Raw genomic sequence first — 22,840 nt, forward strand, 5'->3', positions numbered from 1 at the left:
CGCCGATCGTCTGAGGAACTGTCACCAGCCAGGACTCACGGGTCTGTGACGACATGCTTCCCCGGATGTGGGCGCTTCGATCCCGATGGGGCAGGATCGATGTCATGAGTACCAACGATCCTGTGCTCGTCTACGACGGCGACTGTGCTTTCTGCACCTCCAGCGTCCGGTGGGCGGAGAAGTACCTGCGCCAGACGCTCGCCTCCGGCGGCTGGACGGCGCAGCCGTACCAGTTCACCGAGCTGGCCGAGTTCGGGGTCACCCGGGAGCGGGCCGAGCACGAGGTGCTCTGGGTCACTCCGACGGGGGCGGTGTACGGCGGCGCGCAGGCGGCGGCCCGGCTGCTGATGCGCTCGGGCGGGGCGTGGGCGTACCTGGGCGCGCTGCTGGCGCTGGGACCGGTGCGTCCACTCGCTGCGGCGCTCTACCGGCTGATCGCGAAGAACCGGCACCGGTTGCCCGGCGGGACCCCGGCCTGCGCCCTGCCACCGCGCGGGTAGGCCGTGAGGGTGTGGGGCGGCAAATCGGGGTGATCCGGCTGGATACCATGGGTGAGCCGGGTGGGCTGATCCGCTCGGCCGCCCGGCGCCGTCCTCGGCCGCCGGTGAACATCCGGTGAGATCGGAGCGGTCCGGAAGGCCATGCTCAACAAATACGCGCGTGCCTTCTTCACACGTGTCCTGACCCCGTTCGCCGCCCTGCTGCTGCGCTGGGGGGTGAGCCCGGACGCCGTGACGCTGGTCGGTACGGCCGGTTCGGTGGCCGGCGCCCTGATCTTCTTCCCCCGGGGCGAGTTCTTCTGGGGGACCATCACGATCACCCTGTTCATCTTCTCGGACCTGGTCGACGGCAACATGGCGCGGCAGTCCGGGCGGTCCAGCAAGTGGGGGGCCTTCCTGGACTCCACGCTGGACCGGGTCGCCGACTCGGCGGTCTTCGGCGGCATCGCGCTCTGGTACGCGGGGCAGGGGAACAACGACCTGCTGTGCGCGATCGCGGTGCTCTGCCTGGCGAGCGGCCAGGTGGTCTCGTACACCAAGGCGCGGGCGGAGAGCCTGGGCCTGCCGTGCGACGTCTCCGGGCTGGTGGAGCGGGCCGAGCGGCTGGTGATCACCCTGGTGGCGGCCGGCATCGCGGGGCTGCACACCTTCGGGGTGCCGTACGTGGAGTGGCTGCTGCCGGTGGCGCTGTGGCTGGTGGCGGTGGGTAGCGTCGTCACGGTGCTGCAGCGCATGCTGACTGTGCGCCGGGAGGCCTTCGAGGCCGCCGCGGCGACGGCGTCGGAGGGCTGAGGGGTGGGGACGATGCGGGACAGACTGGTCGACGGCGGGTACGCGGCGGGGTGGGCCACCGTGAAGCTGCTGCCCGAGCCGGTGGCGCGCGCACTGGGCAACCAGGTCGCGGACGCCGTCTGGCGCAAGGAGGGCAAGGGGGTGCGCCAGCTCCAGGCCAACCTGGCCCGGGTCCGTCCCGAGGCCACGCCGGCCCAGCTGCGCGAGCTCTCGCGGGCCGGTATGCGCTCCTATCTGCGGTACTGGATGGAGTCCTTCCGGCTGCCGACCTGGAACGACCGCAAGATCGCCGACCGGATCCAGGTCGACGGCATCGAGCACCTGGTGGCGGCGATGGAGTCCGGGCGGGGCGCGCTGGTGGCGCTGCCGCACATGGGCAACTGGGACCTGGCGGGGGCGTGGGTGGTGCGCCACCTGGGCTTCCCGTTCACCACGGTCGCCGAGCGGCTCAAGCCCGAGACGCTCTTCGACCGCTTCGTGGCCTACCGCGAGGGTCTGGGCATGGAGGTGCTGGCGCTGACCGGCGGCGGGGTCTCGGTGACCGGCACGCTGGCGCGCCGGCTGCGCGCGGGGAAGCTGGTCTGCCTGGTCGGCGACCGCGACCTGTCGGACGCGGGAGTGCCGGTGACGTTCTTCGGTGAGGCCGCGAAGATGCCGGCCGGTCCGGCGGCGCTGACGCAGCGCACCGGCGCGGCGTTGCTGCCGGTGACCCTCTGGTTCGAGGGTCCGATCATGCGCGCCACCATCCACCCGCCGGTGGAGCCCCCGCCGGGGGAGGACCGCCAGCAGGTCACCCAGGCGATGACGCAGGCCCTGGCGGACATCTGGGCCGAGGGGATCCGCCGGCATCCGCAGGACTGGCACATGCTGCAGCGCTACTGGCTCGCGGACCTGCCGTCCGCCCGCCCGGCCGCTGAGACGCCGCTGAAGTCGGCCGAGCCGACTCCCCGTGGCTGAGGGCGGTTCGGCGATCCGGAGGGGATCCACGTGAAGATCGGTATCGTCTGCCCGTACGACTGGGACGTCCCGGGCGGGGTGCAGTTCCACATCCGCGACCTCGCCGAGCACCTGATCGAGCTGGGGCACCAGGTCTCGGTGCTGGCGCCCGCCGACGACGAGTCGGGGCTGCCGCCGTACGTGGTCTCGGCCGGCCGGGCGGTGGCGGTGCCGTACAACGGCTCGGTGGCGCGGCTCAGCTTCGGCATCCTCTCGGCGGCCCGGGTGCGGCGCTGGCTGCACGACGGGCACTTCGACATCCTGCATGTGCACGAGCCCACCTCGCCGAGCCTGTCGATACTGGCCGCGTGGTCGGCGACCGGGCCGATGGTGGCGACCTTCCACACCTCCAACCCGCGCTCGCGGGCGATGATCGCGGCCTCGCCGATCCTGCAGCCGGGCCTGGAGAAGATCCGCGCCCGGATCGCGGTCAGCGAGTACGCCCGGCGCACCCTGGTGGAGCACCTGGGCGGCGACGCGGTGGTGATCCCGAACGGCGTGGACGTCGGGTTCTTCGCCGACGCCGCGCCCGATCCGCGCTGGACCGGCGGGACGATCGGCTTCATCGGCCGGATCAACGAGCCGCGCAAGGGCCTGCCCACGCTGCTCGCCGCGCTGCCCGCGATCCTGGCCGCCCGGCCGGACGTACGGCTGCTGGTGGCGGGCAAGGGCGACGAGGCGGAGGCGGTGGCGGGCCTGGCGCCCGAGGTCCGCGCCCGGGTCGAGTTCCTCGGCATGGTCAGCGACGAGGAGAAGGCCCGGCTGCTGCGCAGCGTCGACCTCTATGTGGCGCCCAACACCGGCGGCGAGAGCTTCGGGATCATCCTGGTGGAGGCGATGTCGGCGGCGGCCGCGGTGCTGGCCAGCGACCTGGACGCGTTCGCGCAGGTGCTGGACGGCGGGCGGGCCGGCGAGCTCTTTCCGGTGGAGGACGCCGGGGCGCTGGCCGAGGCGGCGATCCGGCTGCTGAACGACCCGCAGCGCCTCGGGCAGCTGCGGGCGGCCGCCTCGCGGCACGTCCAGCGCTTCGACTGGAAGACGGTGGGCGCGGACATCCTGGCGGTCTACGAGACCGTCGCGGACGGCGCGGCCGGGGTCCGTGAGGACGAGCAGCGGATCAGCTGGCGCGAGCGGCTCGGCCTGGGCTGATCCCGGGTGATCTCTGTCACAGTCGGCCGAGCGGTAGCGTAGCGCCCCGTGACTACCTGGATCTGGGCCGCCGTGGCCGTCGTGCTGTTCGCCGTCTACCTGAGCTGGACGGCCGGCCGGCTCGACCGCCTGCACGCCAGGATCGACGCCGCCCGGGCCGGGCTGGACGCCCAGCTGCTGCGCCGCGCCTCGGTGGCGCAGGAGCTGGCGACCTCCTCGCTGCTCGATCCGGCCGCCTCGCTCCTGCTCTACGAGGCCTCGCACGCGGCCCGGCAGGCCGACGAGGAGCAGCGTGAGGTGGCGGAGAGCGAGCTCAGCCAGGCACTGCGGGCGGTTTTCGCGGCGCCCGAGCAGGTCGAGGAGCTGCGCGCCGCGCCCGGCGGCGAGGAGGCCCTGCACGATCTGACCTCGGCGGTGCGCCGGGTGCCGATGGCCCGCCGGTTCCACAACGACGCCGTCCGGGCGGCCCGCGCGGTGCGGCTGCACCGGCTGGTCAGGTACTTCCGGCTGGCCGGGAAGGCACCGTTTCCGCTGGCTTTCGAAATGGACGACGAGCCGCCTGCCGCTCTGAATCCGCAGGGTTCGCCTGCGTAGTTCCGGCCTGTTTGTCGTATCCGATCCGGCGGCCTGGACTTGGTGGAGCAGAAATTCGGCCCTCGAACGGCCTACCATAGGGCGATAGCACTGGTACGTCTTCGAGTGAGGTCTTACGTGTCAACCACCCCTGTCAACACCGCTGACCAGCCGCAGATCGGTACCGCCCGGGTCAAGCGCGGCATGGCCGAGCAGCTCAAGGGCGGTGTGATCATGGATGTGGTCAACGCCGAGCAGGCCAAGATCGCCGAGGATGCCGGTGCGGTCGCCGTCATGGCGCTCGAGCGGGTCCCCGCCGACATCCGCAAGGACGGCGGCGTGGCCCGGATGTCCGACCCGGACATGATCGACGGCATCATCAGCGCGGTCTCCATCCCGGTGATGGCCAAGTCCCGGATCGGCCACTTCGTCGAGGCCCAGGTCCTGCAGGCGCTCGGCGTCGACTACATCGACGAGTCCGAGGTGCTGACCCCGGCCGACGAGGTCAACCACTCCGACAAGTGGGCGTTCACCACCCCCTTCGTCTGTGGCGCCACCAACCTGGGCGAGGCCCTGCGCCGCATCGCCGAGGGCGCGGCCATGATCCGCTCCAAGGGCGAGGCCGGCACCGGCAACGTGGTCGAGGCCGTCCGCCACATGCGCCAGATCAACGGCGACATCCGCCGCCTGGCCACCCTCGACGAGAACGAGCTGTACGTCGCGGCGAAGAACCTGCAGGCCCCGTACGAGCTGGTCAAGGAGGTCGCGCAGCTGGGCAAGCTCCCGGTCGTGCTGTTCTCCGCCGGCGGCGTGGCCACCCCGGCCGACGCGGCGCTGATGATGCAGCTGGGTGCCGAGGGCGTCTTCGTGGGCTCGGGCATCTTCAAGTCCGGCGACCCGGCCAAGCGCGCCGCCGCCGTCGTGAAGGCCACCACCTTCTTCGACGACCCGAAGGTCATCGCGGACGTCTCGCGCGGCCTGGGCGAGGCCATGGTCGGCATCAACTGCGACACCCTGCCCGAGTCGGAGCGTTACTCCAACCGCGGCTGGTAATCACCCACTTCCGGTCCGCCGTGCGTGCTCCTGGCGCGGCGGACCGTCGTGTGTCCCCTGCGAGAAGATCCTGCGAAGCCCGAAGAAGGTACCCACCGTGTCCACCAGCACCCCCGTCATCGGCGTCCTGGCCCTGCAGGGCGACGTCCGCGAGCACCTGGTCGCGCTCGCCGAGGCGGACGCCCTCGCCCGCCCGGTGCGCCGCCCCGAGGAGCTGGCGGGCGTCGACGCGCTGGTGATACCCGGCGGCGAGTCGACCACGATGTCCAACCTGGCGCTGGCCTTCGGCATGATGGCGCCGCTGCGCGAGCGGGTCGCCGCCGGGATGCCGGTCTACGGCTCCTGCGCCGGCATGATCATGCTGGCGGAGAAGATCCTGGACGGCCGGGACGACCAGCAGACCGTCGGCGGCATCGACATGACGGTGCGCCGCAACGCCTTCGGGCGCCAGAACGAGTCCTTCGAGTCCGCGATCGACTTCAAGGGCCTGGGCGAGGACCCGGTGCACGGCGTCTTCATCCGCGCTCCCTGGGTGGAGTCGGTCGGCGCGGGCGTCGAGGTGCTGGCCGAGCTGCCCGCGGCGGACGGCGCGGAGAGCCGGATCGTGGCGGTCCGTCAGGGAAACCTGCTGGCCACCTCGTTCCACCCCGAGCTCACCGGCGACCACCGGGTGCACGCGTACTTCGTCCAGCTGGTCGAGGCCGCCGCGCGTTGATCCGGTGCCCGGCGCCACGGCCGACACCGGTAAGATCTCTTCTGTTCATTTCCCTTTGGCGACGTAAAGGAGCTGGTGATGTCCGGCCACTCTAAGTGGGCTACCACCAAGCACAAGAAAGCCGTGATCGACGCCAAGCGCGGCAAGCTCTTCGCCAAGATGATCAAGAACATCGAGGTGGCGGCGCGCACCGGTGGCAGTGACCCGTCCGGCAACCCGACGCTCTACGACGCCATCCAGAAGGCCAAGAAGAGCTCGGTCCCGATCGACAACATCAACCGCGCCGTCAAGCGCGGTGACGGTGCCGAGGCCGGCGGGGCCGACTACTCGACGATCATGTACGAGGGCTACGGTCCCAACGGTGTCGCGGTGCTGATCGAGTGCCTCACCGACAACCGCAACCGGGCCGCCTCCGACGTGCGCGTGGCGATGACCCGCAACGGCGGGAACATGGCCGACCCGGGCTCGGTGTCGTACATGTTCAACCGCAAGGGCGTCGTCATCGTCCCCAAGGGTGACGGGGTCGACGAGGACCGGCTGTTCGAGGTCGTCCTGGAGGTGGGCGCCGAGGAGGTCAACGACCTCGGTGACACCTTCGAGGTGATCTCCGCGCCGACCGACATGGTCGGCGTGCGCACCGCGCTGGTCGAGGCCGGCATCGACTACGACTCGGCCGACGCCAACTTCGTGCCCAACCTGCAGGTCGAGCTGGACGCCGAGGGCGCCCGCAAGATCTTCAAGCTGATCGACGCGCTGGAGGACAGCGACGACGTGCAGAACGTCTTCGCCAACTTCGACATCTCCGACGAGGTCGGCGCGGAGCTCGACGCCGAGTAGTACCCGGCGCGCTCTCCGGCCCGGTGGTCCGCTGCGGACCACCGGGCCGGTGTCGTCTGCGGCGTTGTCCGACCCTGCCGATACGCTTCGAGCCGGCATCACCGACGGAGGGCTGAAAGCGTGCGGGTACTGGGCGTGGACCCGGGGCTGACCAGGTGCGGCGTCGGCGTGGTCGACGGCGCGCCGGGCCGGCCGCTGAAGATGGTGGCCGTCGGCGTGGTGCGCACCCCGGCGGAGGAGGACGTGCCGCGCCGCCTGCTGGCGATCGAGGCGGGCCTGGAGGAGTGGATCGACACCCACCGGCCCGAGGTGGTCGCCATCGAGCGGGTCTTCGCGCAGCACAACGTCCGTACGGTGATGGGCACCGCGCAGGCCAGCGCCGTCGCGATGCTCTGCGCCGCCCGGCGCGGCATCCCGGTCTTCCTGCACACGCCAAGCGAGGTCAAGGCGGCCGTCAGCGGCTCCGGGCGGGCCGACAAGGCCCAGGTCACCGCCATGGTCACCCGGCTGCTGCGGCTGGACGCCCCGCCCAAACCCGCCGACGCCGCCGACGCGCTGGCGCTGGCCATCTGCCATATCTGGCGCGGCGCGGCCACCGACCGGATCGCGGCCGCCCTGGCCCGGACCACCGCGCGCCCTGCCACCCAGCAGCTCGCCCCCCGGCTCGCCCCCCGCAAGGAGTACCTCCCGTGATCGCGTTCGTTCAGGGCCCGGTGGCGGCCATCGGCCACGGCAGCGCCGTCGTCGAGGTCGGCGGCGTCGGCCTGGCACTGCAGTGCACCCCCGGCACGCTGGCCGCGCTGCGGCTGGGCGAGCCCGCCCGGCTTGCCACCTCGCTGGTGGTCCGCGAGGACTCGCTCACCCTCTTCGGTTTCGCCGACGACGACGAGCGCGCCACCTTCGAGATCCTGCAGGCCGCGCCCGGCGTCGGCCCGCGCCTGGCGCAGGCGATGCTCGGCGTGCACAGCCCGGACGCGCTGCGCCTGGCGATCGCCGGTGGCGACGAGAAGGCGCTGATCCAGGTGCCCGGGATCGGCAAGGCCAAGGCTGCCAAGCTGCTCCTGGAGTACAAGGACAAGCTCGGCGCGCCGCACGGCAGCGTCCCCGCGCAGAAGCCGCTGGCAGCCGGTCCGGCGCCGTGGAGCGAGCAGCTGCACTCCGCCCTGGTCGGTCTCGGCTACGCTCCCCGCGAGGCGGACGACGCCGTCGCGGCGGTCGCCCCCGAGGCCGAGGCGCAGCCCGTCACCGATGTCGGAGCGCTGCTCAAGGCCGCGCTGCGCACCCTCAACCGCCAGCGCTGACCGAGCGGTTGCCCCCGACGTCCCGTCCCCTTGACGATTCGTCATTATGTCGACTTGGAGCCCGCCCTGATGAGCCCGTACGACTCCGACCCCGGCGACCGGCTGGTCGCGTCCGCCGCCGACGGTGAGGACCAGGCGGTCGAGTCGGCGCTGCGGCCCAAGCTGCTCGACGAGTTCATCGGCCAGGAGCGGGTCCGCGAGCAGCTCTCGCTCGTCCTGCAGGCGGCCCGCAAGCGCGGCGCCTCCCCGGACCACGTGCTGCTCAGCGGCCCGCCCGGGCTCGGCAAGACCACCCTGTCGATGATCATCGCGGCCGAGCTGAACGCCCCGATCCGGATCACCTCGGGACCGGCCATCCAGCACGCCGGCGACCTCGCGGCGATCCTCTCCTCGCTGAGCGAGGGCGAGGTGCTCTTCCTCGACGAGATCCACCGGATGTCGCGGCCGGCCGAGGAGATGCTCTACATGGCGATGGAGGACTTCCGGGTCGACGTGATCGTCGGCAAGGGCCCCGGCGCCACCGCGATCCCGCTGGAGCTGCCGCCGTTCACCCTGGTCGGCGCCACCACCCGGGCCGGCCTGCTGCCGCCGCCGCTGCGCGACCGCTTCGGCTTCACCGGCCACATGGAGTTCTACGCCCCCGAGGAACTGCAGCGGGTGGTGCACCGCTCGGCGGCCCTGCTGGACGTCGAGATCGACCCGATCGGCGCCGCCGAGATCGCCGGGCGCTCGCGCGGCACGCCGCGCATCGCCAACCGGCTGCTGCGCCGGGTGCGCGACTACGCCCAGGTCAAGCACGACGGCGTGGTCACCCGGGAGATCGCCGCGCAGGCCCTGAAGGTCTATGAGGTGGACGAGCGCGGCCTGGACCGGCTGGACCGCGCGGTGCTGAGCGCCCTGCTGCGGCTCTTCGGCGGCGGCCCGGTGGGCCTCTCCACGCTGGCCGTCGCGGTGGGGGAGGAGGCCGAGACGGTCGAGGAGGTCGCCGAGCCGTTCCTGGTCCGTGAGGGCCTGCTGGCCCGCACCCCGCGCGGCCGGATCGCCACCGCCGCGGCCTGGCAGCACCTGGGCATGACCCCGCCCGTTCAGCCTCTCGTCGGACGTGGTTCGCTGCCGGCGCAGCAGGAACTGTTCGACCAGGGGGCGACTGGCGGGCCAGGAGCTGGTAAAACTCCTTTCGGAGAGTGACCTTGCCAGGGACTCGCCACCTTTGGCGGCAGGATGCGATGCTTGGCGTTGTCCGATCAGAGCAGGTCTCTTAGACTTCGCCGGACCGCCCCGTCTCGTCTGGCGGGCGACCATCTCCACTGGCCATCCGCCGGGTGGCCCGTATAAGGACGCTGTCTGCTGTGCAAATCCTCATTTACATCCTCCCTGTTGCCGCGATCTTCCTGATGTTCAGGTCGCAGAAGAAGCGGCAGCAGCAGGCGGCGTCCATGCAGTCCGCGATGCAGGTCGGCTCGGCCGTGCGCACCATCGGTGGGATGTACGCGCTGGTCACCTCTGTCAACGAGTCCTCTGTGGAGCTGGAGATCGCGCCCGGCGTGATCACCCACTACGCCAAGAGCGCCATCGCGGCTGTGATCGACGAGCAGGAGTACGACGAGATCATCAACGGCCGTCCGATCGAGGACGAGCTGGCCGATCTCGAGGACGAGGTCCTGGAGAACGAGGCACCGGCGGAGGAGTCGGTCAGCCTCGACAAGGGCAACGGCGACACGCCCGCCGCCAAGTAGTACGGACGGTCTGCAGCACCTCACGGTTGTCCGCGGTCAGCGCCGCCTCCTGCCCCAACGGGCCGGTGGCGCGCGGCCGGCGGCATGGGACAGGGAGAAACGAGCAAGGTGGCAGCACCCAAGTCGCGTCCGCGCGACGGTTATCCGGGACGGGCGCTGGCCCTCATCCTGGTGTTCACCGTCGGACTGGTCGCCCTCATGTTCGGGACGGGCCACAAGACGCCTCGCCTCGGGATCGACCTCGCAGGCGGCACCAGCATCACGCTGACGGCCGACTCCAAGGACAAGGCAGCGATCAACGCGGCCAACATGAACACCGCGGTCGGGATCATCCAGCAGCGCGTCAACGCGTACGGCGTCTCCGAAGCGGAGGTGCAGACTCAGGGCAGTAACAACATCATCGTCAACATCCCGAAGAACGGTGCCTCGCAGGACGAGGCCAACCAGATCGGGACGACTGCCAAGCTGTACTTCCGCCCGGTGATCGCGACCGCGCCCACCGGCGTGACCGCTCCTCCCGCGACCAGCAGCCCCAGCCCCAGCGGCAGCTCCTCCCCGAGCCCGAGCAGCAAGCCGAGCACCAGTGCCGCGGCCAGTGCCCCCGCTTCGGCCCCTGCCGGTGCCAGCGCCAGCCCGTCCACGGCCGGCCGGGCGATCACCGACGGCCTGAAGGCCGACGCCGCGACCGCCGCCCCGAGCGCCCCGGCCGCTGCCCCCAGCGCCCCGGCCGCCGCCGGCATGCCGAGCCCGGCCGCCGCCAGCACCCCGCCGACCGCCGCCCAGATCTCGGCCGCGATGACCCAGGGCACCCCCCCGGCCGACATCGCGCAGCAGTTCGCCGCGCTGGACTGCTCGGACGTCAAGCAGCGCTCGGTGGACTACCAGACGGACCCGACCAAGGACTCCGTCGCCTGCACCCGTGACAAGGAGCAGGGCGCCTGGACCAAGCTCGCGCTGGGCCCGGTCGCCATCAACGGCAAGGACGTCTCCAAGGCGCAGGCCGGCTTCGACACCCAGAACGGCGCCGGCTGGGAGGTCCAGCTGGGCTTCAACGGCACCGGCACCAAGGAGTTCGCCGCCACCACCGGCCAGCTCGCCACCCAGCAGTCGCCGGCCAACCAGTTCGCCATCGTGCTGGACGGCCAGGTCATCTCGCACCCGTACGTCAGCCAGTCGATCGTCGGCGGCAACGCCGTGATCTCCGGCAGCTTCACCCAGGACGAGGCCAACGGCCTCGCCAACGTCCTGAGCTTCGGCGCGCTGCCGCTCAGCTTCGTGCAGAGCGACGTGACCACGGTCTCCCCGCAGCTCGGTGGCGACCAGCTGCACGCCGGCCTGATCGCCGGTGCCATCGGCCTGCTGCTCGTGGTGCTCTACTCGCTGATCTACTACCGCGGCCTGGGCCTGGTCTCCATCGCCGGCCTGGTGGTCTCGGCGATCCTGACCTACTCGATCATGTGCCTGCTCGGCGCGGGAATCGGCTTCGCGCTGAACCTCCCAGCGGTCTGCGGCGCGATCGTGGCGATCGGTATCACCGCAGACTCGTTCATCGTGTACTTCGAGCGCATCCGCGACGAGGTCCGCGAGGGTGCCCCGCTGCGTCCGGCCGTCCAGCGTGCCTGGCCGCGGGCCCGGCGCACCATCCTGGTCTCCGACTTCGTCTCCTTCCTCTGCGCCGGTGTGCTCTACACCGTCTCGGTCGGCAAGGTGCAGGGCTTCGCGTTCACCCTCGGCCTGACCACCCTGCTCGACGTCGTGGTGATCTTCCTCTTCACCAAGCCGCTGATCACGGTGTTGGCCCGCAAGAAGTTCTTCGCGGACGGCCACAGGTGGTCCGGTCTCGACCCGAAGCGCCTGGGCGCCCGCCCGCCGGTCCGCAGCACTCGCCGTCGGCCCGCCACCACGTCCGCCGCGAAGGAGGCCTGACGCCATGTCACGCTTCGGCAACCTTGGCCACCGCCTCTACCAGGGCGAGGTCAGCTTCGACTTCGTCGGCCGGCGCAAGCTCTGGTACAGCCTCTCCGCGCTCATCGCGGGTGTGGCGCTGATCAGCCTGACCACGATCGGCCTGCACCTGGGCATCGAGTTCAAGGGCGGCGCGGTCTACACCGTCTCCAAGCCCGGACTCTCGGTCTCGCAGGCGCAGGACGTCGCCAACAAGATCACCGGTGACTCCACCTCGATTGTGCAGTCCACCACCAACAACCAGGTCCTGATCCAGGTCAGCTCCAACGAGAAGGTCGACTCCGCGACCTTCGTCAAGGAGCTCTCCAGCGACCTGGACATCCCGGTCAAGACCATCAACACCCAGGTGGTCGGCCCCAGCTGGGGCCACGAGATCTCCCAGAAGGCCCTGCTGGGCCTGGTGATCTTCATGGTGCTGGTCACCATCTACCTGGCGATCGCCTTCGAGTGGCGGATGGCGGTGGCCGCCCTGGTCGCCCTCATCCACGACCTCCTGATCACCATCGGCGTCTACGCCCTGGTGGGCTTCGAGGTCACCCCCGGTACGGTGATCGGCTTCCTCACCATCCTCGGGTACTCGCTCTACGACACGGTCGTCGTCTTCGACACCGTGAAGGAGAACACCAAGAACCTGGAGAAGCAGAACAAGGTCACCTACAGCGAGGCCGCCAACGCGGGCCTCAACCAGACCCTGGTGCGTTCGGTGAACACCACCGTGGTCGCGCTGCTGCCGGTGGCCGCACTGCTCTTCATCGGTGGTGGCCTGCTCGGCGCCGGCACCCTGAACGACATCTCGCTCGCCCTGTTCATCGGCCTCTCGGCCGGTGCCTACTCCTCCATCTGCGTCGCCACCCCGCTGCTCGCGCAGCTCAAGGAGCAGCAGCCGGAGATGAAGGCGCTCGCCAAGCGGGTCGCGCTGCGTCGCGCCGCGGACGCCAAGGCCGCGGCCGAGGCGCCCAAGGACCTGCTCGGCACGGACGACGAGGACGAGGAGGGTGTGGCGGCCGGCGTGGTCGGCCAGCGCACCCAGCCGGTCAGCCGCACCCGCGGCAAGGGCCGCCCGTCCGGCAAGCACTGAAACCCGATCTGAGGACCCTGTGATCACCCCTGACACCGCCCTGGCCGACCTGCTGACCAGCAGGATCCGGGACGTCCCCGACTACCCGAAGCCCGGCGTGCTGTTCAAGGACATCGCGCCGCTGCTCGCCGACGCCGAGGCCTTCGCGGCCCTCACCCAGGCGCTGGCGGACCGGGCGAAGGCGCTGGGGGCGACCAAGGTGGTGGGCCTGGAGGCGCGCGGCTTCGTGCTGGCGGCTCCGGCGGCCTTCGCGGCCGGGCTCGGCTTCGTGCCGATCCGCAAGAAGGGCAAGCTGCCCGGCGAGGTCTTCGCGCAGTCGTACGACCTGGAGTACGGCTCGGCCACCCTGGAGGTGCAGTGCGACGCCTTCGCTCCGGGTGAGCGGGTGCTGGTGGTCGACGACGTGCTGGCCACCGGCGGCACCATCGCGGCCTCGCTGGACCTGGTCCAGCGCACCGGCGCGCAGCTGGTCGGCGTGGTCGTGCTGATGGAGCTCGGCTTCCTGGACGGCCGCGAGCGGCTGGCGGAGCACCTCGGCGGGGCTCCGCTGGAGACCCTGATCACGGTCTGATCGACGACGTACGAAGGCGGTGACCGATCCCTCGGTCACCGCTTTCGCGCGTCCACGGGTCGGGCGGCGGAACACCGACGCGTCACGCTCGGTACCATGAAGGTTCATCCGGTGCGTACCGAGGAGTGTCCTTGCCCGACGAGGTAGTGCCCACGGCCGAGTCCGGCGCCCCCAGCAACCAGCCTGTGCCGACGGGGGCGACCCCGGCGCGCCCGGTACCGGCCTCGACGGGCGCCTCCCGATCGGTGGCCCCCGCCGTCCGGTCGTTCACCTCCTCCGGCGGCGGCGGGATGCGCGCCCGCCTGGCCCGCTTCGGCGGCCAGCGCAGCACGCTGCTCAACCCCGTCCTGGAACCGCTCTTCCGCACCATCCGGGCCGGCGACCCCAAGGCCGACCCGGCGCTGCTGCGCGACATCGAGCGCGCCTACGCGGTCGCCGAGAAGTGGCACCGCGGCCAGAAGCGCAAGAGCGGCGACCCGTACATCACCCACCCGCTGGCCGTGGCGACCATCCTGGCCGAGCTCGGGATGGACGCGGCGACCCTGATGGCCGGCCTGCTGCACGACACCGTCGAGGACACCGACTACGGCCTGGAGACCCTGCGCCAGGACTTCGGCGACTCGGTCGCCCTGCTGGTGGACGGCGTCACCAAGCTGGACAAGGTCAAGTTCGGCGAGGCCGCGCAGGCCGAGACGGTGCGCAAGATGGTCGTGGCGATGGCCAAGGACCCGCGGGTCCTGGTGATCAAGCTCGCCGACCGCCTGCACAACATGCGCACCATGCGCTACCTCAAGCGGGAGAAGCAGGAGAAGAAGGCCCGCGAGACGCTGGAGATCTACGCCCCGCTGGCGCACCGGCTGGGCATGAACACCATCAAGTGGGAGCTGGAGGACCTGGCCTTCGCCATCCTCTACCCCAAGATGTACGACGAGATCGTGCGCCTGGTCGCCGAGCGCGCCCCCAAGCGGGACGAGTACCTGGCGACCGTGATCGACCAGGTCCAGGGCGACCTGCGCGGTGCCCGGATCTCGGCCTCGGTGACCGGTCGGCCCAAGCACTACTACTCGGTCTACCAGAAGATGATCGTCCGAGGCCGCGACTTCGCGGAGATCTACGACCTGGTGGGCATCCGGGTCCTGGTCGACACCGTCCGCGACTGCTACGCGGCGCTCGGCACCATCCACGCGCGATGGAACCCGGTCCCCGGCCGGTTCAAGGACTACATCGCGATGCCCAAGTTCAACATGTACCAGTCGCTGCACACCACGGTGATCGGCCCCGGCGGCAAGCCCGTCGAGCTGCAGATCCGTACCTTCGACATGCACCGGCGGGCCGAGTACGGCATCGCCGCGCACTGGAAGTACAAGCAGCGCGCGGTGGCCGGCGACTCCAAGGTCCGCAGCGACACGCCCTCGCAGGTGCGCAAGGACGACAAGGCCGGCGCGGTCAACGAGATGGCCTGGCTGCGCCAGCTGCTCGACTGGCAGAAGGAGACCGAGGACCCGAGCGAGTTCCTGGAGTCGCTGCGCTTCGACCTCTCCAACAACGAGGTCTTCGTCTTCACCCCCAAGGGCGACGTGATAGCGCTGCCGGCCAGCTCCACCCCGGTGGACTTCGCCTTCGCGGTGCACACCGAGGTCGGCTACCGCTGCATAGGAGCCCGGGTCAACGGGCGCCTGGTGCCGCTGGAGTCGACGCTGGAGAACGGCGACCTGGTCGAGGTCTTCACCTCCAAGGCGGAGGGCGCCGGACCGTCCCGGGACTGGCTGGGCTTCGTCAAGTCGCCGCGGGCCCGCAACAAGATCAAGGCCTGGTTCTCCAAGGAGCGCCGCGAGGAGGCGATCGAGCAGGGCAAGGAGTCGATCGCCCGGGCGATGCGCAAGCAGGGCCTGCCGATCCAGCGGATCCTCACCGGCGACTCGCTGGTGACGCTGGCGCACGAGATGCGCTACCCCGACATCTCCTCGCTCTACGCGGCGATCGGCGAGGGGCATGTCTCCGCGCAGAACATCGTGCAGAAGCTGGTGCAGGCACTCGGCGGCGAGGAGAGCGCCAACGACGACCTCGCCGACACCGCGACGCCCACCAGCGACGGCCGGGCGGCGCGCCGGCGGCGGGCCAAGGGCGACCCCGGCGTCATCGTCAAGGGCGTCGACGACGTGTGGGTCAAGCTCTCGCGCTGCTGTACGCCGGTGCCGGGCGACCCGATCGTCGGCTTCGTGACCCGCGGCAACGGCGTCTCGGTGCACCGGGCGGACTGCGTCAACGTGGACTCGCTGACCCAGCAGCCCGAGCGGATCATCGAGGTCGAGTGGGCGCCGACCCAGTCCTCGGTCTTCCTGGTCGCCATCCAGGTCGAGGCGCTGGACCGGGCGCGGCTGCTGTCGGACGTCACCCGGGTGCTCTCCGACCAGCACGTCAACATCCTCTCCGCGGCGGTGCAGACCTCGCGCGACCGGGTGGCGATGAGCCGCTTCACCTTTGAGATGGGCGACCCCAAGCACCTGGGCCACGTGCTCAAGGCGGTGCGCGGCGTGGAGGGCGTCTACGACGTCTACCGGGTGACCTCCGCCAAGAAGTAGCGGCATGCGAAAGGGGGCCCACCGCCGTCGGCGGTGGGCCCCCTTCTCAAGCGGTGCGGATGATCAGCCGCTGAACTCCTGCAGGCTCTTGAGAGCCTGGTCCAGCAGCTCCTGACGGCCCGCGAGCTCCTTCTCCAGCTTCACGGCCTTGGACTCGTTGCCCGCGGCCCTGGCCTTGTCGGCCTCGGCGCGCAGCTTGTCCACAGCGGCCTGCAGCAGCCCGGTCATGCCGGCCGCACGGGCCTTGGCCTCCGGGTTGGAGCGCTGCCACTCGGCCTCCTCCGCCTCGCGGATGGTCCGCTCGACGGTGTTCAGCCGGGCGTCCAGCTTCGGCCGGGCGTCACGCGGCACGTGACCGATCGCCTCCCAGCGCTCGTTCACCTCCCGCAGCGCGGCCTTGGCGGCCTTCAGGTCGCTGATCGGCAGGATCGCCTCGGCCTCGACGAGCAGGGCCTCCTTCAGCTTCTGGTTCTCCACCTGCTCGGCGTCGCGCTCGCTGAAGACCGCCGAACGGGCCTGGAAGAAGACGTCCTGCGCGCCGCGGAACTTCGCCCACAGCTCGTCCTCGGCGTCCCGCTGCGCGCGGCCCGCCGCCTTCCACTGCGCCATGAGGTCGCGGTAGCGCGCGGCTGTGTCGCCCCACTCGGTGGAGCTGGACAGCGCCTCGGCCTCGGCCACCAGCCGCTCCTTCAGCGCCCGGGCCTGGTCGCGCTCGGCGTCCAGCGAGGCGAAGTGCCCCTTGCGGTGCTTGGAGAAGACCGACCGGGCGTGCGAGAACCGGTGCCACAGCTCGTCGTCGCTCTTGCGGTCCAGCCGGGGCAGGCCCTTCCAGGTGTCCACCAGGGCGCGCAGCCGGTCGCCGGCCTCCCGCCACTGGGTGGACTCGGCGAGCTGCTCGGCCTCGGCGACCAGCGCCTCCTTGGCCACCCGGGTCTCGTCGGCCGCCTTGGCGCGAGCCGCCTTGCGCTCGACCTGACGGGACTCGATCTCGCCGGCGAGCACCTCAAGGCGCTTGCCGAGCGCGGCCAGGTCGCCGACCGCATGCGCCTCGACCACCTGCGCGCGCAGGTGGTCCAGCGCCGTCTGGGCGTCCTTGGCGGCCAGGTCCGTCTTGCGGACCCGGTGCTCCAGCAGGCCGATCTCGGCGACCAGACCCTGGTACTTGCGCTCGAAGTAGGCGAGAGCCTCCTCGGGGGAGCCCGCCTGCCAGGAACCGACGACGCGTTCGCCGTCCTCGGTCCGGACGTAGACGGTCCCCTGCTCGTCGACACGGCCCCACGGGTCGCTGCTCACAGCGCCTCCTCCACATGACGTTCCGTTCACGACCATTGTCGTGCGGATCGTCGTCCACAGTTGAATGTGCGGCGGACCGATGGGTCCGCCGTTCCTGCCCGTCCGTTGGATCCTGCCGCGGGTGCACGGCGAGCGGGTCAGGGCACCCTACACAACAGCAACATAGGGGACCAGGCCCGGTGCTGTCCGCATCCGGGCCGGGCCAAATTCACGCGGCGCTGCCAGGGTTGCTCAACCCTTGACGGCGGTCACCTTGTTGAACACCACGTTCGCGTTCGGGGCGCCGTCGCCGCCACCGCCCTGCACACCGCCGGCCGCGATGTTGTTGAGCACGTCCATGCCACCGGTGATCTTGCCGAACGGGGTGTAGCTCGGCGCCAACTGGCTGTCCTTGTAGACCAGGAAGAACTGGCTGCCGTTGGTGCCCGGGCCCGAGTTCGCCATCGCGACGGTGCCGGCCGGGTAGATGCCGCCGGCCACGGCCTTGTCGGTCAGGTTCTCGTCGGCGAACTTGTAGCCGGGGCCGCCGCTGCCGGAGCCGGTCGGGTCGCCGCACTGCAGGACGTAGATGCCCTGGGTGGTGAGGCGGTGGCACTTCACGTGGTCGAAGAAGTTCTGACCCGCCAGGTACACGAAGGAGTTGACGGTGTGCGGCGCCGTGGACGGGTCGAGCTGGAGCGTGACGGTGCCGCAGCTGGTGTCCAGCGTCGCGGTGTACTTCGCGTTGGTGTCCACCGACATGGCCGGCTCGGCGCTCCACTGCTTGCCGTTCGGCGCGCCCGCGGCCGGGGCCGTGCAGCCCTTGACCGAGACCGGTGCGGCCGCCGGGGAGCCCGGCTGGCTGGGCGCGGCGTTGGCGGTGTCGGTCTTGGCGGTGCTCTTGAAGGCACCGCCGGCCCACGCGCCGCCGGCCGCGAGGACCACGACCGCGAGCGAGGCACCGATGATGGTGTTGCGGCGCCGCGCCTTGGCCTGGGCCTCGACCCGGCTCTGCTGCTGCCGCTCGTACTTCTCGCGGGCGAGCTGGCGCCGCCGCTGTTCGCTGTTGACCACCGGCTGTTGTCTCCTCTGTCGCGCTGGACTCTGGACTCTGGACGTTGGGTGCTGGGTGCTGCTGGTCCCGGGATACGCCTCCCAGGGTGCTGGGTCGGATCATCGCATCCACTGGCGGCCAAGTGTAGGGACCCCGTCTGTAAGGGCGGGGTGAACAGCCCGTAGTCGACGTCACGATTGTTCGGTTGCCCCCTGCCTCGAATCGGGTTCGCAACCGGTGCCTTACCGCCGGTAGGCTGCACCGAAGACTTCTCTGCCCCCGACCCTTCCGAAGGACTGCCGTGTTCATCGCCGGATTTCCCGCCGGAGCCTGGGGCACCAACTGCTACCTCGTCGCGCCGGCGGCAGGCGAGGAGTGCGTGATCGTCGACCCCGGCCACCAGGCCACCCAGGGGGTGGAGGACATGGTGCGCGAGTACCGGCTGAAGCCGGTCGCCGTCGTCCTCACCCACGGGCATGTGGACCACGTCGCCTCGGTGGTTCCGGTCTGCGGCGCCCGCGACATCCCGGCCTGGATCCACCCCGCGGACCGCTACATGATGAGCGACCCGGAGAAGGCGCTGGGCCGCTCGCTGGGCAAGCAGCTGATGGGCGACATCACCGTAGGCGAGCCCTCCGACCTGCGCGAACTGACCGACGGCAGCGTGCTGGAGCTGGCCGGTCTGAGCCTCACCGTCGACCACGCCCCGGGCCATACCGGGGGGTCGGTGACCTTCAGGACGCCGCAGCAGCCGGACCTCCCCCCGGTGCTGTTCTCGGGCGACCTGCTCTTCGCCGGCTCCATCGGGCGTACGGACGGCCCGGACGGCAGCTTCGACGCGATCCTGCAGTCGCTGGCCCGGGTCTGCCTGCCCCTCGACGACTCCACCGTGGTCCTGTCCGGCCACGGCACCCAGACCACCATCGGCCAAGAGCGTGCCACCAACCCCTACCTCAAGCAGGCGGCGGGGGTCGCGGTCGGCCCCCCGCCGGTACGACGAGGAATGTGACGGAAGAGAAGTTGAGTACCTTCACCGCCCCCAAGGGCACCTACGACCTGCTCCCGCCGAGCTCGGCGACCTTCCTGGCGATCCGCGAGGCGCTGTCCGCGCCGCTGCGCCGGGCCGGTTACGGCTACATCGAGACGCCGGTCTTCGAGGACGTCAAGCTCTTCTCCCGCGGCGTCGGCGAGTCCACGGACATCGTCACCAAGGAGATGTTCTCGCTCACCAAGCGCGGCAAGGAGGACCTCGCGCTGCGCCCCGAGGGCACCGCCTCGGTGGTCCGCGCCGCCCTGCAGGCCAACCTGCACAAGCTCGGCAACCTGCCCGTCAAGCTCTGGTACTCGGGCTCGTTCTACCGCTACGAGCGTCCGCAGGCCGGCCGCTACCGCCAGTTCTCCCAGGTCGGCGCCGAGGCGATCGGCGCCGAGGACCCGGCGCTGGACGCCGAGCTGATCATCCTGGCCGACGACAGCTTCCGCGCGCTGGGCCTGCGCGACTACACCCTGCTGATCAACAGCCTCGGCGACAAGCAGTGCCGCCCGGTCTACCGCGCCGCCCTCCAGGAGTTCCTGACCGGCCTGGACCTGGACGAGGACACCCGCCGCCGGGCCGAGATCAACCCGCTGCGCGTGCTGGACGACAAGCGCGAGGCCGTGCAGGCCCAGCTGACCGACGCGCCGCGGCTGCGCGACTACCTGTGCGAGGACTGCAAGGTCTACGACGAGCAGGTCCGCGAGCTGCTCACGGCGGCCGGGGTGGCCTTCACCGACGACCCCAAGCTGGTCCGCGGTCTCGACTACTACACCCGCACCACCTTCGAGTTCGTGCACAACGGCCTCGGCGCGCAGTCCGCGATCGGCGGCGGCGGGCGCTACGACGGCCTGTCCGAGATGCTCGGCGGCCCCGCGCTGCCGTCCGTCGGCTGGGGCCTGGGCGTGGACCGCACCTACCTCGCGATGGAGGCCGAGGGCATCGTCCTCGACCTGCCCGGCACCACCGCGGTCTACGCCGTGGCGCTCGGCGAGGAGGCCAAGAACGTGCTCTTCGCCAAGGTGGTCGAGCTGCGCCGGGCCGGCGTCGCCACCGACCTGGCCTTCGGCGTCAAGGGCATCAAGAACGCCATGAAGTCCGCCGACCGTTCCGGCGCCCGCTGGGCGCTGGTCGCCGGCGACCGCGACCTCGCCGACGGCGTCGTCCAGTTGAAGGATCTGACCAGCGGCGAGCAGATCCCCGTCGCCCTCGACGCACTCGTCACCACCCTGAAGGAGAAGCAGCTGTGATCCGCACGCACGACGCGGGCACGCTCCGCGCGGAGCACGCCGGCACCACCGTCACCCTGGCCGGCTGGGTCGCCCGCCGCCGCGACCACGGCGGCGTCGCCTTCATCGACCTGCGCGATGCCTCCGGCACCGTGCAGGTGGTGGTGCGCGACCTGGAGTCGGTGCACGGCCTGCGCGCCGAGTACTGCGTCAAGGTCACCGGCGACGTCCGGGTCCGCCCCGAGGGCAACGAGAACGCCGACATCCCGACCGGCAAGGTCGAGGTCGTGGTCAGCGCCATCGAGGTGCTCTCCGAGGCCGCGCCGCTGCCGTTCCAGGTCGCCGAGTACGAGCCGGGCACCGTCAACGAGGAGGTCCGGCTGCGCTACCGCTACCTGGACCTGCGCCGCGAGGGCCCGGCCCGCGCGCTTCGGCTGCGCTCGAAGGTCAACCACATCATCCGCACGGTGATGGAGGAGAACGACTACCTCGACATCGAGACGCCGTACCTCACCCGCTCCACCCCCGAGGGCGCCCGCGACTTCCTCGTCCCGGTCCGCCTGCAGCCCGGCCACTGGTACGCCCTGCCGCAGTCGCCGCAGCTCTTCAAGCAGCTGCTGATGGTCGCCGGCATGGAGCGCTACTACCAGATCGCCCGCTGCTTCCGCGACGAGGACTTCCGCGCCGACCGCCAGCCGGAGTTCACCCAGCTGGACATCGAGGCCTCCTTCGTCGACCAGGAGGACATCCTGGCGCTCGGCGAGAAGGTCGTCGCGCGGATCTGGTCCGATGTGCACGGCTACGAGCTGCCCAACCCGCTGCCCCGGATGACGTACGCGGACGCCATGAACCGCTACGGCTCCGACAAGCCGGACGTGCGTTTCGGGCAGGAGCTCACGGACCTCACCGAGTACTTCAAGGGAACCGAGTTCCGGGTCTTCCAGGCCCCGTACGTCGGCGCCGTGGTGATGCCCGGTGGCGCCTCGCAGCCGCGCAAGCAGCTGGACGCCTGGCAGGACTGGGCCAAGGCGCGCGGCGCGCGCGGCCTGGCGTACGTGGTGATCGACGCCGAGACCGGCGAGCTGCGCGGCCCGGTGGCCAAGAACCTCAACGCCGAGCACCTGGCGGGCCTCGCGGCCGCCGCGGGCGCCAAGAACGGTGACGCGATCTTCTTCGCGGCCGGCAAGAAGACCCCCTCGCAGGAGCTGCTCGGTGCCGCCCGCCTGGAGATCGGCCGCCGCTGCGAGCTGATCGACGAGTCGCAGTGGGCCTTCCTCTGGGTCGTCGACTTCCCGATGTTCGAGCCGATCGAGGACGACAAGGGCGAGTTCCAGGGCTGGCACGCGGTGCACCACCCGTTCACCGCCCCCACCGCCGAGTCGCTGGACACCTTCGACACCGACCCGGGCAGCGCGCTCTCCAACGCGTACGACCTGGTGCTCAACGGCAGCGAGCTGGGCGGCGGTTCGATCCGTATCCACCAGCGCGACGTGCAGAAGCGGGCGTTCGACGCGATCGGCCTCTCCGAGGAGGAGGCCGCCTCGCAGTTCGGCTTCCTGCTGGACGCCTTCAACTACGGCCCGCCGCCGCACGGCGGTGTCGCCTTCGGCCTCGACCGGATCGTCACGCTGCTCGGCGGCTACGACACCATCCGCGACGTCATCGCCTTCCCGAAGACGTCCACCGGCGGCGACCCGCTGACCGGCGCGCCGACCCCGATCACCCCGGCCCAGCGCCGCGAGGCCGGCGTCGACGCCAAGCCCAAGTCGGACAAGTCGGAGACCCCGAAGGAGTCCTGACGCACCGTCAGGTCCCATGAAGCCCCCCGGTCGACCTGTCGACCGGGGGGCTTCACGCATCCAGCCCCGCGACGACGGCGGCCACCCGCTCGGCCAACTCCCCGGCCGCGACGTCGACCAGCTCGTACCCGGCCGCGCGATAGCTCTCCTCGTGCAACCGCTCGAACACCAGCGACTCCTCGAAGCTGATCCGACGGGCCGCGGTCGGCTCGCAGAACCCCAGGTTGCGGACGAAGAACACCCGCGGCTGGTACACCCGCTCCCGGGCGATCCGGTCGAGCTCGGCGGCCAACGCCGCCGAGACGGGACGGCCCAGGTAGCCGGCCAGCGCATGCGTGCAGACCGGCGATCGGTCGTAGAACTGCACCGCCGCCACCCCGGTCGCCGCCGCCAGCTGCCGCTCCCGCTGCAAGGCGACCACGTCATCGACGAACCCCGCCCCCGCCCACGGCTCAGCCACCCCGCGCACCTGCCCCCGCGCGATCACCTCCGTGGCAGCCTCCTCCACCACCCCGTACCCGAGTTGCTCCAACTCCCGCAGAATCGTGGTCTTCCCGGCCCCGGGAGTACCGGTCAGGATGTAGCGCTTCACGGTGGACCTCTCA

General features: G+C 70.9%; 22 protein-coding genes. 19 read left to right on the forward strand and 3 right to left on the reverse strand.

Annotated features, from left to right (window positions below; genetic code table 11):
* The first annotated feature begins 104 nt into the window (after nt 1-104).
* The 16 genes from P3T34_RS32590 (at nt 105) to P3T34_RS32665 (ending at nt 15,848) form a co-directional block, all read left to right on the forward strand.
* The gene (locus P3T34_RS32590; protein WP_280669630.1) at nt 105-500 is read left to right on the forward strand and encodes a DUF393 domain-containing protein; all 396 of its coding nucleotides are present in this window, start codon (nt 105-107) and stop codon (nt 498-500) included.
* A 141-nt stretch (nt 501-641) separates the two neighbouring features.
* Nucleotides 642-1,292, forward strand: coding sequence for a phosphatidylinositol phosphate synthase (gene pgsA / locus P3T34_RS32595; RefSeq protein ID WP_280669631.1), 651 nt, complete (start codon nt 642-644; stop codon nt 1,290-1,292).
* A gap of 12 nt (nt 1,293-1,304) precedes the next feature.
* Entirely contained in the window at nt 1,305-2,249 is a 945-nt protein-coding gene (locus P3T34_RS32600; RefSeq protein WP_280669632.1) for a phosphatidylinositol mannoside acyltransferase, read from the forward strand.
* Nucleotides 2,250-2,279: 30 nt separating this feature from the next.
* On the forward strand, nt 2,280-3,437 hold the full coding sequence (locus P3T34_RS32605) for a glycosyltransferase family 4 protein (protein WP_280669633.1): 1,158 nt from the start codon (nt 2,280-2,282) through the stop codon (nt 3,435-3,437).
* A gap of 48 nt (nt 3,438-3,485) precedes the next feature.
* Nucleotides 3,486-4,031 carry a hypothetical protein gene (locus P3T34_RS32610; protein WP_280669634.1) on the forward strand — a complete coding sequence of 182 codons (546 nt, stop codon included), beginning with the start codon at nt 3,486-3,488 and terminating at the stop codon, nt 4,029-4,031.
* Between the two features lie 117 nt (nt 4,032-4,148).
* A complete protein-coding gene (gene pdxS, locus P3T34_RS32615; RefSeq protein ID WP_280669635.1) occupies nt 4,149-5,063 on the forward strand; it encodes a pyridoxal 5'-phosphate synthase lyase subunit PdxS in 915 nt (304 codons plus the stop codon).
* 97 nt (nt 5,064-5,160) lie between these two features.
* Nucleotides 5,161-5,778 (forward strand): pyridoxal 5'-phosphate synthase glutaminase subunit PdxT, encoded by a 618-nt coding sequence (gene pdxT, locus P3T34_RS32620; protein ID WP_280669636.1) that lies wholly within the window; start codon nt 5,161-5,163, stop codon nt 5,776-5,778.
* Between the two features lie 78 nt (nt 5,779-5,856).
* Nucleotides 5,857-6,615, forward strand: a complete 759-nt coding sequence (locus P3T34_RS32625) for a YebC/PmpR family DNA-binding transcriptional regulator (protein WP_280669637.1) — start codon at nt 5,857-5,859, stop codon at nt 6,613-6,615.
* Nucleotides 6,616-6,735: 120 nt separating this feature from the next.
* Nucleotides 6,736-7,308, forward strand: coding sequence for a crossover junction endodeoxyribonuclease RuvC (ruvC, locus tag P3T34_RS32630; protein WP_280669638.1), 573 nt, complete (start codon nt 6,736-6,738; stop codon nt 7,306-7,308).
* On the forward strand, nt 7,305-7,916 hold the full coding sequence (ruvA, locus tag P3T34_RS32635; protein ID WP_280669639.1) for a Holliday junction branch migration protein RuvA: 612 nt from the start codon (nt 7,305-7,307) through the stop codon (nt 7,914-7,916). The genes ruvC and ruvA overlap by 4 nt, the downstream gene beginning before the upstream one ends.
* A gap of 69 nt (nt 7,917-7,985) precedes the next feature.
* Nucleotides 7,986-9,104, forward strand: a complete 1,119-nt coding sequence (gene ruvB, locus P3T34_RS32640) for a Holliday junction branch migration DNA helicase RuvB (protein ID WP_280669640.1) — start codon at nt 7,986-7,988, stop codon at nt 9,102-9,104.
* 161 nt (nt 9,105-9,265) lie between these two features.
* Entirely contained in the window at nt 9,266-9,652 is a 387-nt protein-coding gene (yajC, locus tag P3T34_RS32645) for a preprotein translocase subunit YajC (protein ID WP_280669641.1), read from the forward strand.
* Nucleotides 9,653-9,760: 108 nt separating this feature from the next.
* Complete coding sequence (secD, locus tag P3T34_RS32650; protein ID WP_280669642.1) at nt 9,761-11,578, forward strand: protein translocase subunit SecD; 1,818 nt, start codon at nt 9,761-9,763, stop codon at nt 11,576-11,578.
* 4 nt (nt 11,579-11,582) lie between these two features.
* Entirely contained in the window at nt 11,583-12,695 is a 1,113-nt protein-coding gene (gene secF / locus P3T34_RS32655) for a protein translocase subunit SecF (protein ID WP_280669643.1), read from the forward strand.
* A 22-nt stretch (nt 12,696-12,717) separates the two neighbouring features.
* Nucleotides 12,718-13,266 carry an adenine phosphoribosyltransferase gene (locus tag P3T34_RS32660; RefSeq protein WP_280672535.1) on the forward strand — a complete coding sequence of 183 codons (549 nt, stop codon included), beginning with the start codon at nt 12,718-12,720 and terminating at the stop codon, nt 13,264-13,266.
* A gap of 131 nt (nt 13,267-13,397) precedes the next feature.
* Nucleotides 13,398-15,848 (forward strand): bifunctional (p)ppGpp synthetase/guanosine-3',5'-bis(diphosphate) 3'-pyrophosphohydrolase, encoded by a 2,451-nt coding sequence (locus tag P3T34_RS32665; protein WP_280669644.1) that lies wholly within the window; start codon nt 13,398-13,400, stop codon nt 15,846-15,848.
* A gap of 63 nt (nt 15,849-15,911) precedes the next feature.
* Here P3T34_RS32665 and P3T34_RS32670 read toward each other — a convergent pair whose 3' ends face one another.
* Together P3T34_RS32670 and P3T34_RS32675 are read right to left on the reverse strand one after the other, a co-directional pair.
* Nucleotides 15,912-17,141, reverse strand: a complete 1,230-nt coding sequence (locus P3T34_RS32670; RefSeq protein ID WP_280669645.1) for a DUF349 domain-containing protein — start codon at nt 17,139-17,141, stop codon at nt 15,912-15,914.
* 231 nt (nt 17,142-17,372) lie between these two features.
* Entirely contained in the window at nt 17,373-18,194 is an 822-nt protein-coding gene (locus tag P3T34_RS32675) for a peptidylprolyl isomerase (RefSeq protein ID WP_280669646.1), read from the reverse strand.
* Nucleotides 18,195-18,475: 281 nt separating this feature from the next.
* Here P3T34_RS32675 and P3T34_RS32680 point away from each other — a divergent pair, with 281 nt between their 5' ends.
* The 3 genes from P3T34_RS32680 to aspS are packed head-to-tail and all read left to right on the forward strand — an operon-like array spanning nt 18,476 to nt 22,235.
* Complete coding sequence (locus P3T34_RS32680; protein ID WP_280669647.1) at nt 18,476-19,183, forward strand: MBL fold metallo-hydrolase; 708 nt, start codon at nt 18,476-18,478, stop codon at nt 19,181-19,183.
* 11 nt (nt 19,184-19,194) lie between these two features.
* Nucleotides 19,195-20,457 carry a histidine--tRNA ligase gene (gene hisS / locus P3T34_RS32685; RefSeq protein WP_280669648.1) on the forward strand — a complete coding sequence of 421 codons (1,263 nt, stop codon included), beginning with the start codon at nt 19,195-19,197 and terminating at the stop codon, nt 20,455-20,457.
* The gene (aspS, locus tag P3T34_RS32690; RefSeq protein WP_280669649.1) at nt 20,454-22,235 is read left to right on the forward strand and encodes an aspartate--tRNA ligase; all 1,782 of its coding nucleotides are present in this window, start codon (nt 20,454-20,456) and stop codon (nt 22,233-22,235) included. The genes hisS and aspS overlap by 4 nt, the downstream gene beginning before the upstream one ends.
* Nucleotides 22,236-22,287: 52 nt before the next feature.
* Here the strand turns inward: aspS and P3T34_RS32695 are convergent, their stop codons facing one another.
* Nucleotides 22,288-22,827, reverse strand: coding sequence for an AAA family ATPase (locus tag P3T34_RS32695; RefSeq protein ID WP_280669650.1), 540 nt, complete (start codon nt 22,825-22,827; stop codon nt 22,288-22,290).
* Nucleotides 22,828-22,840 lie beyond the last annotated feature (13 nt).

Source organism: Kitasatospora sp. MAP12-44, from assembly GCF_029892095.1.
GTDB lineage: Bacteria > Actinomycetota > Actinomycetes > Streptomycetales > Streptomycetaceae > Kitasatospora.

Bases quoted from the DNA above. Each gene is read 5' to 3' on its own strand.
- P3T34_RS32590 (WP_280669630.1), top strand. From the start codon at position 105: ATGAGTACCAACGATCCTGTGCTCGTCTACGACGGCGACTGTGCTTTC.
- pgsA (WP_280669631.1), top strand. From the start codon at position 642: ATGCTCAACAAATACGCGCGTGCCTTCTTCACACGTGTCCTGACCCCG.
- P3T34_RS32600 (WP_280669632.1), top strand. From the start codon at position 1,305: ATGCGGGACAGACTGGTCGACGGCGGGTACGCGGCGGGGTGGGCCACC.
- P3T34_RS32625 (WP_280669637.1), top strand. From the start codon at position 5,857: ATGTCCGGCCACTCTAAGTGGGCTACCACCAAGCACAAGAAAGCCGTG.
- ruvB (WP_280669640.1), top strand. From the start codon at position 7,986: ATGAGCCCGTACGACTCCGACCCCGGCGACCGGCTGGTCGCGTCCGCC.
- secF (WP_280669643.1), top strand. From the start codon at position 11,583: ATGTCACGCTTCGGCAACCTTGGCCACCGCCTCTACCAGGGCGAGGTC.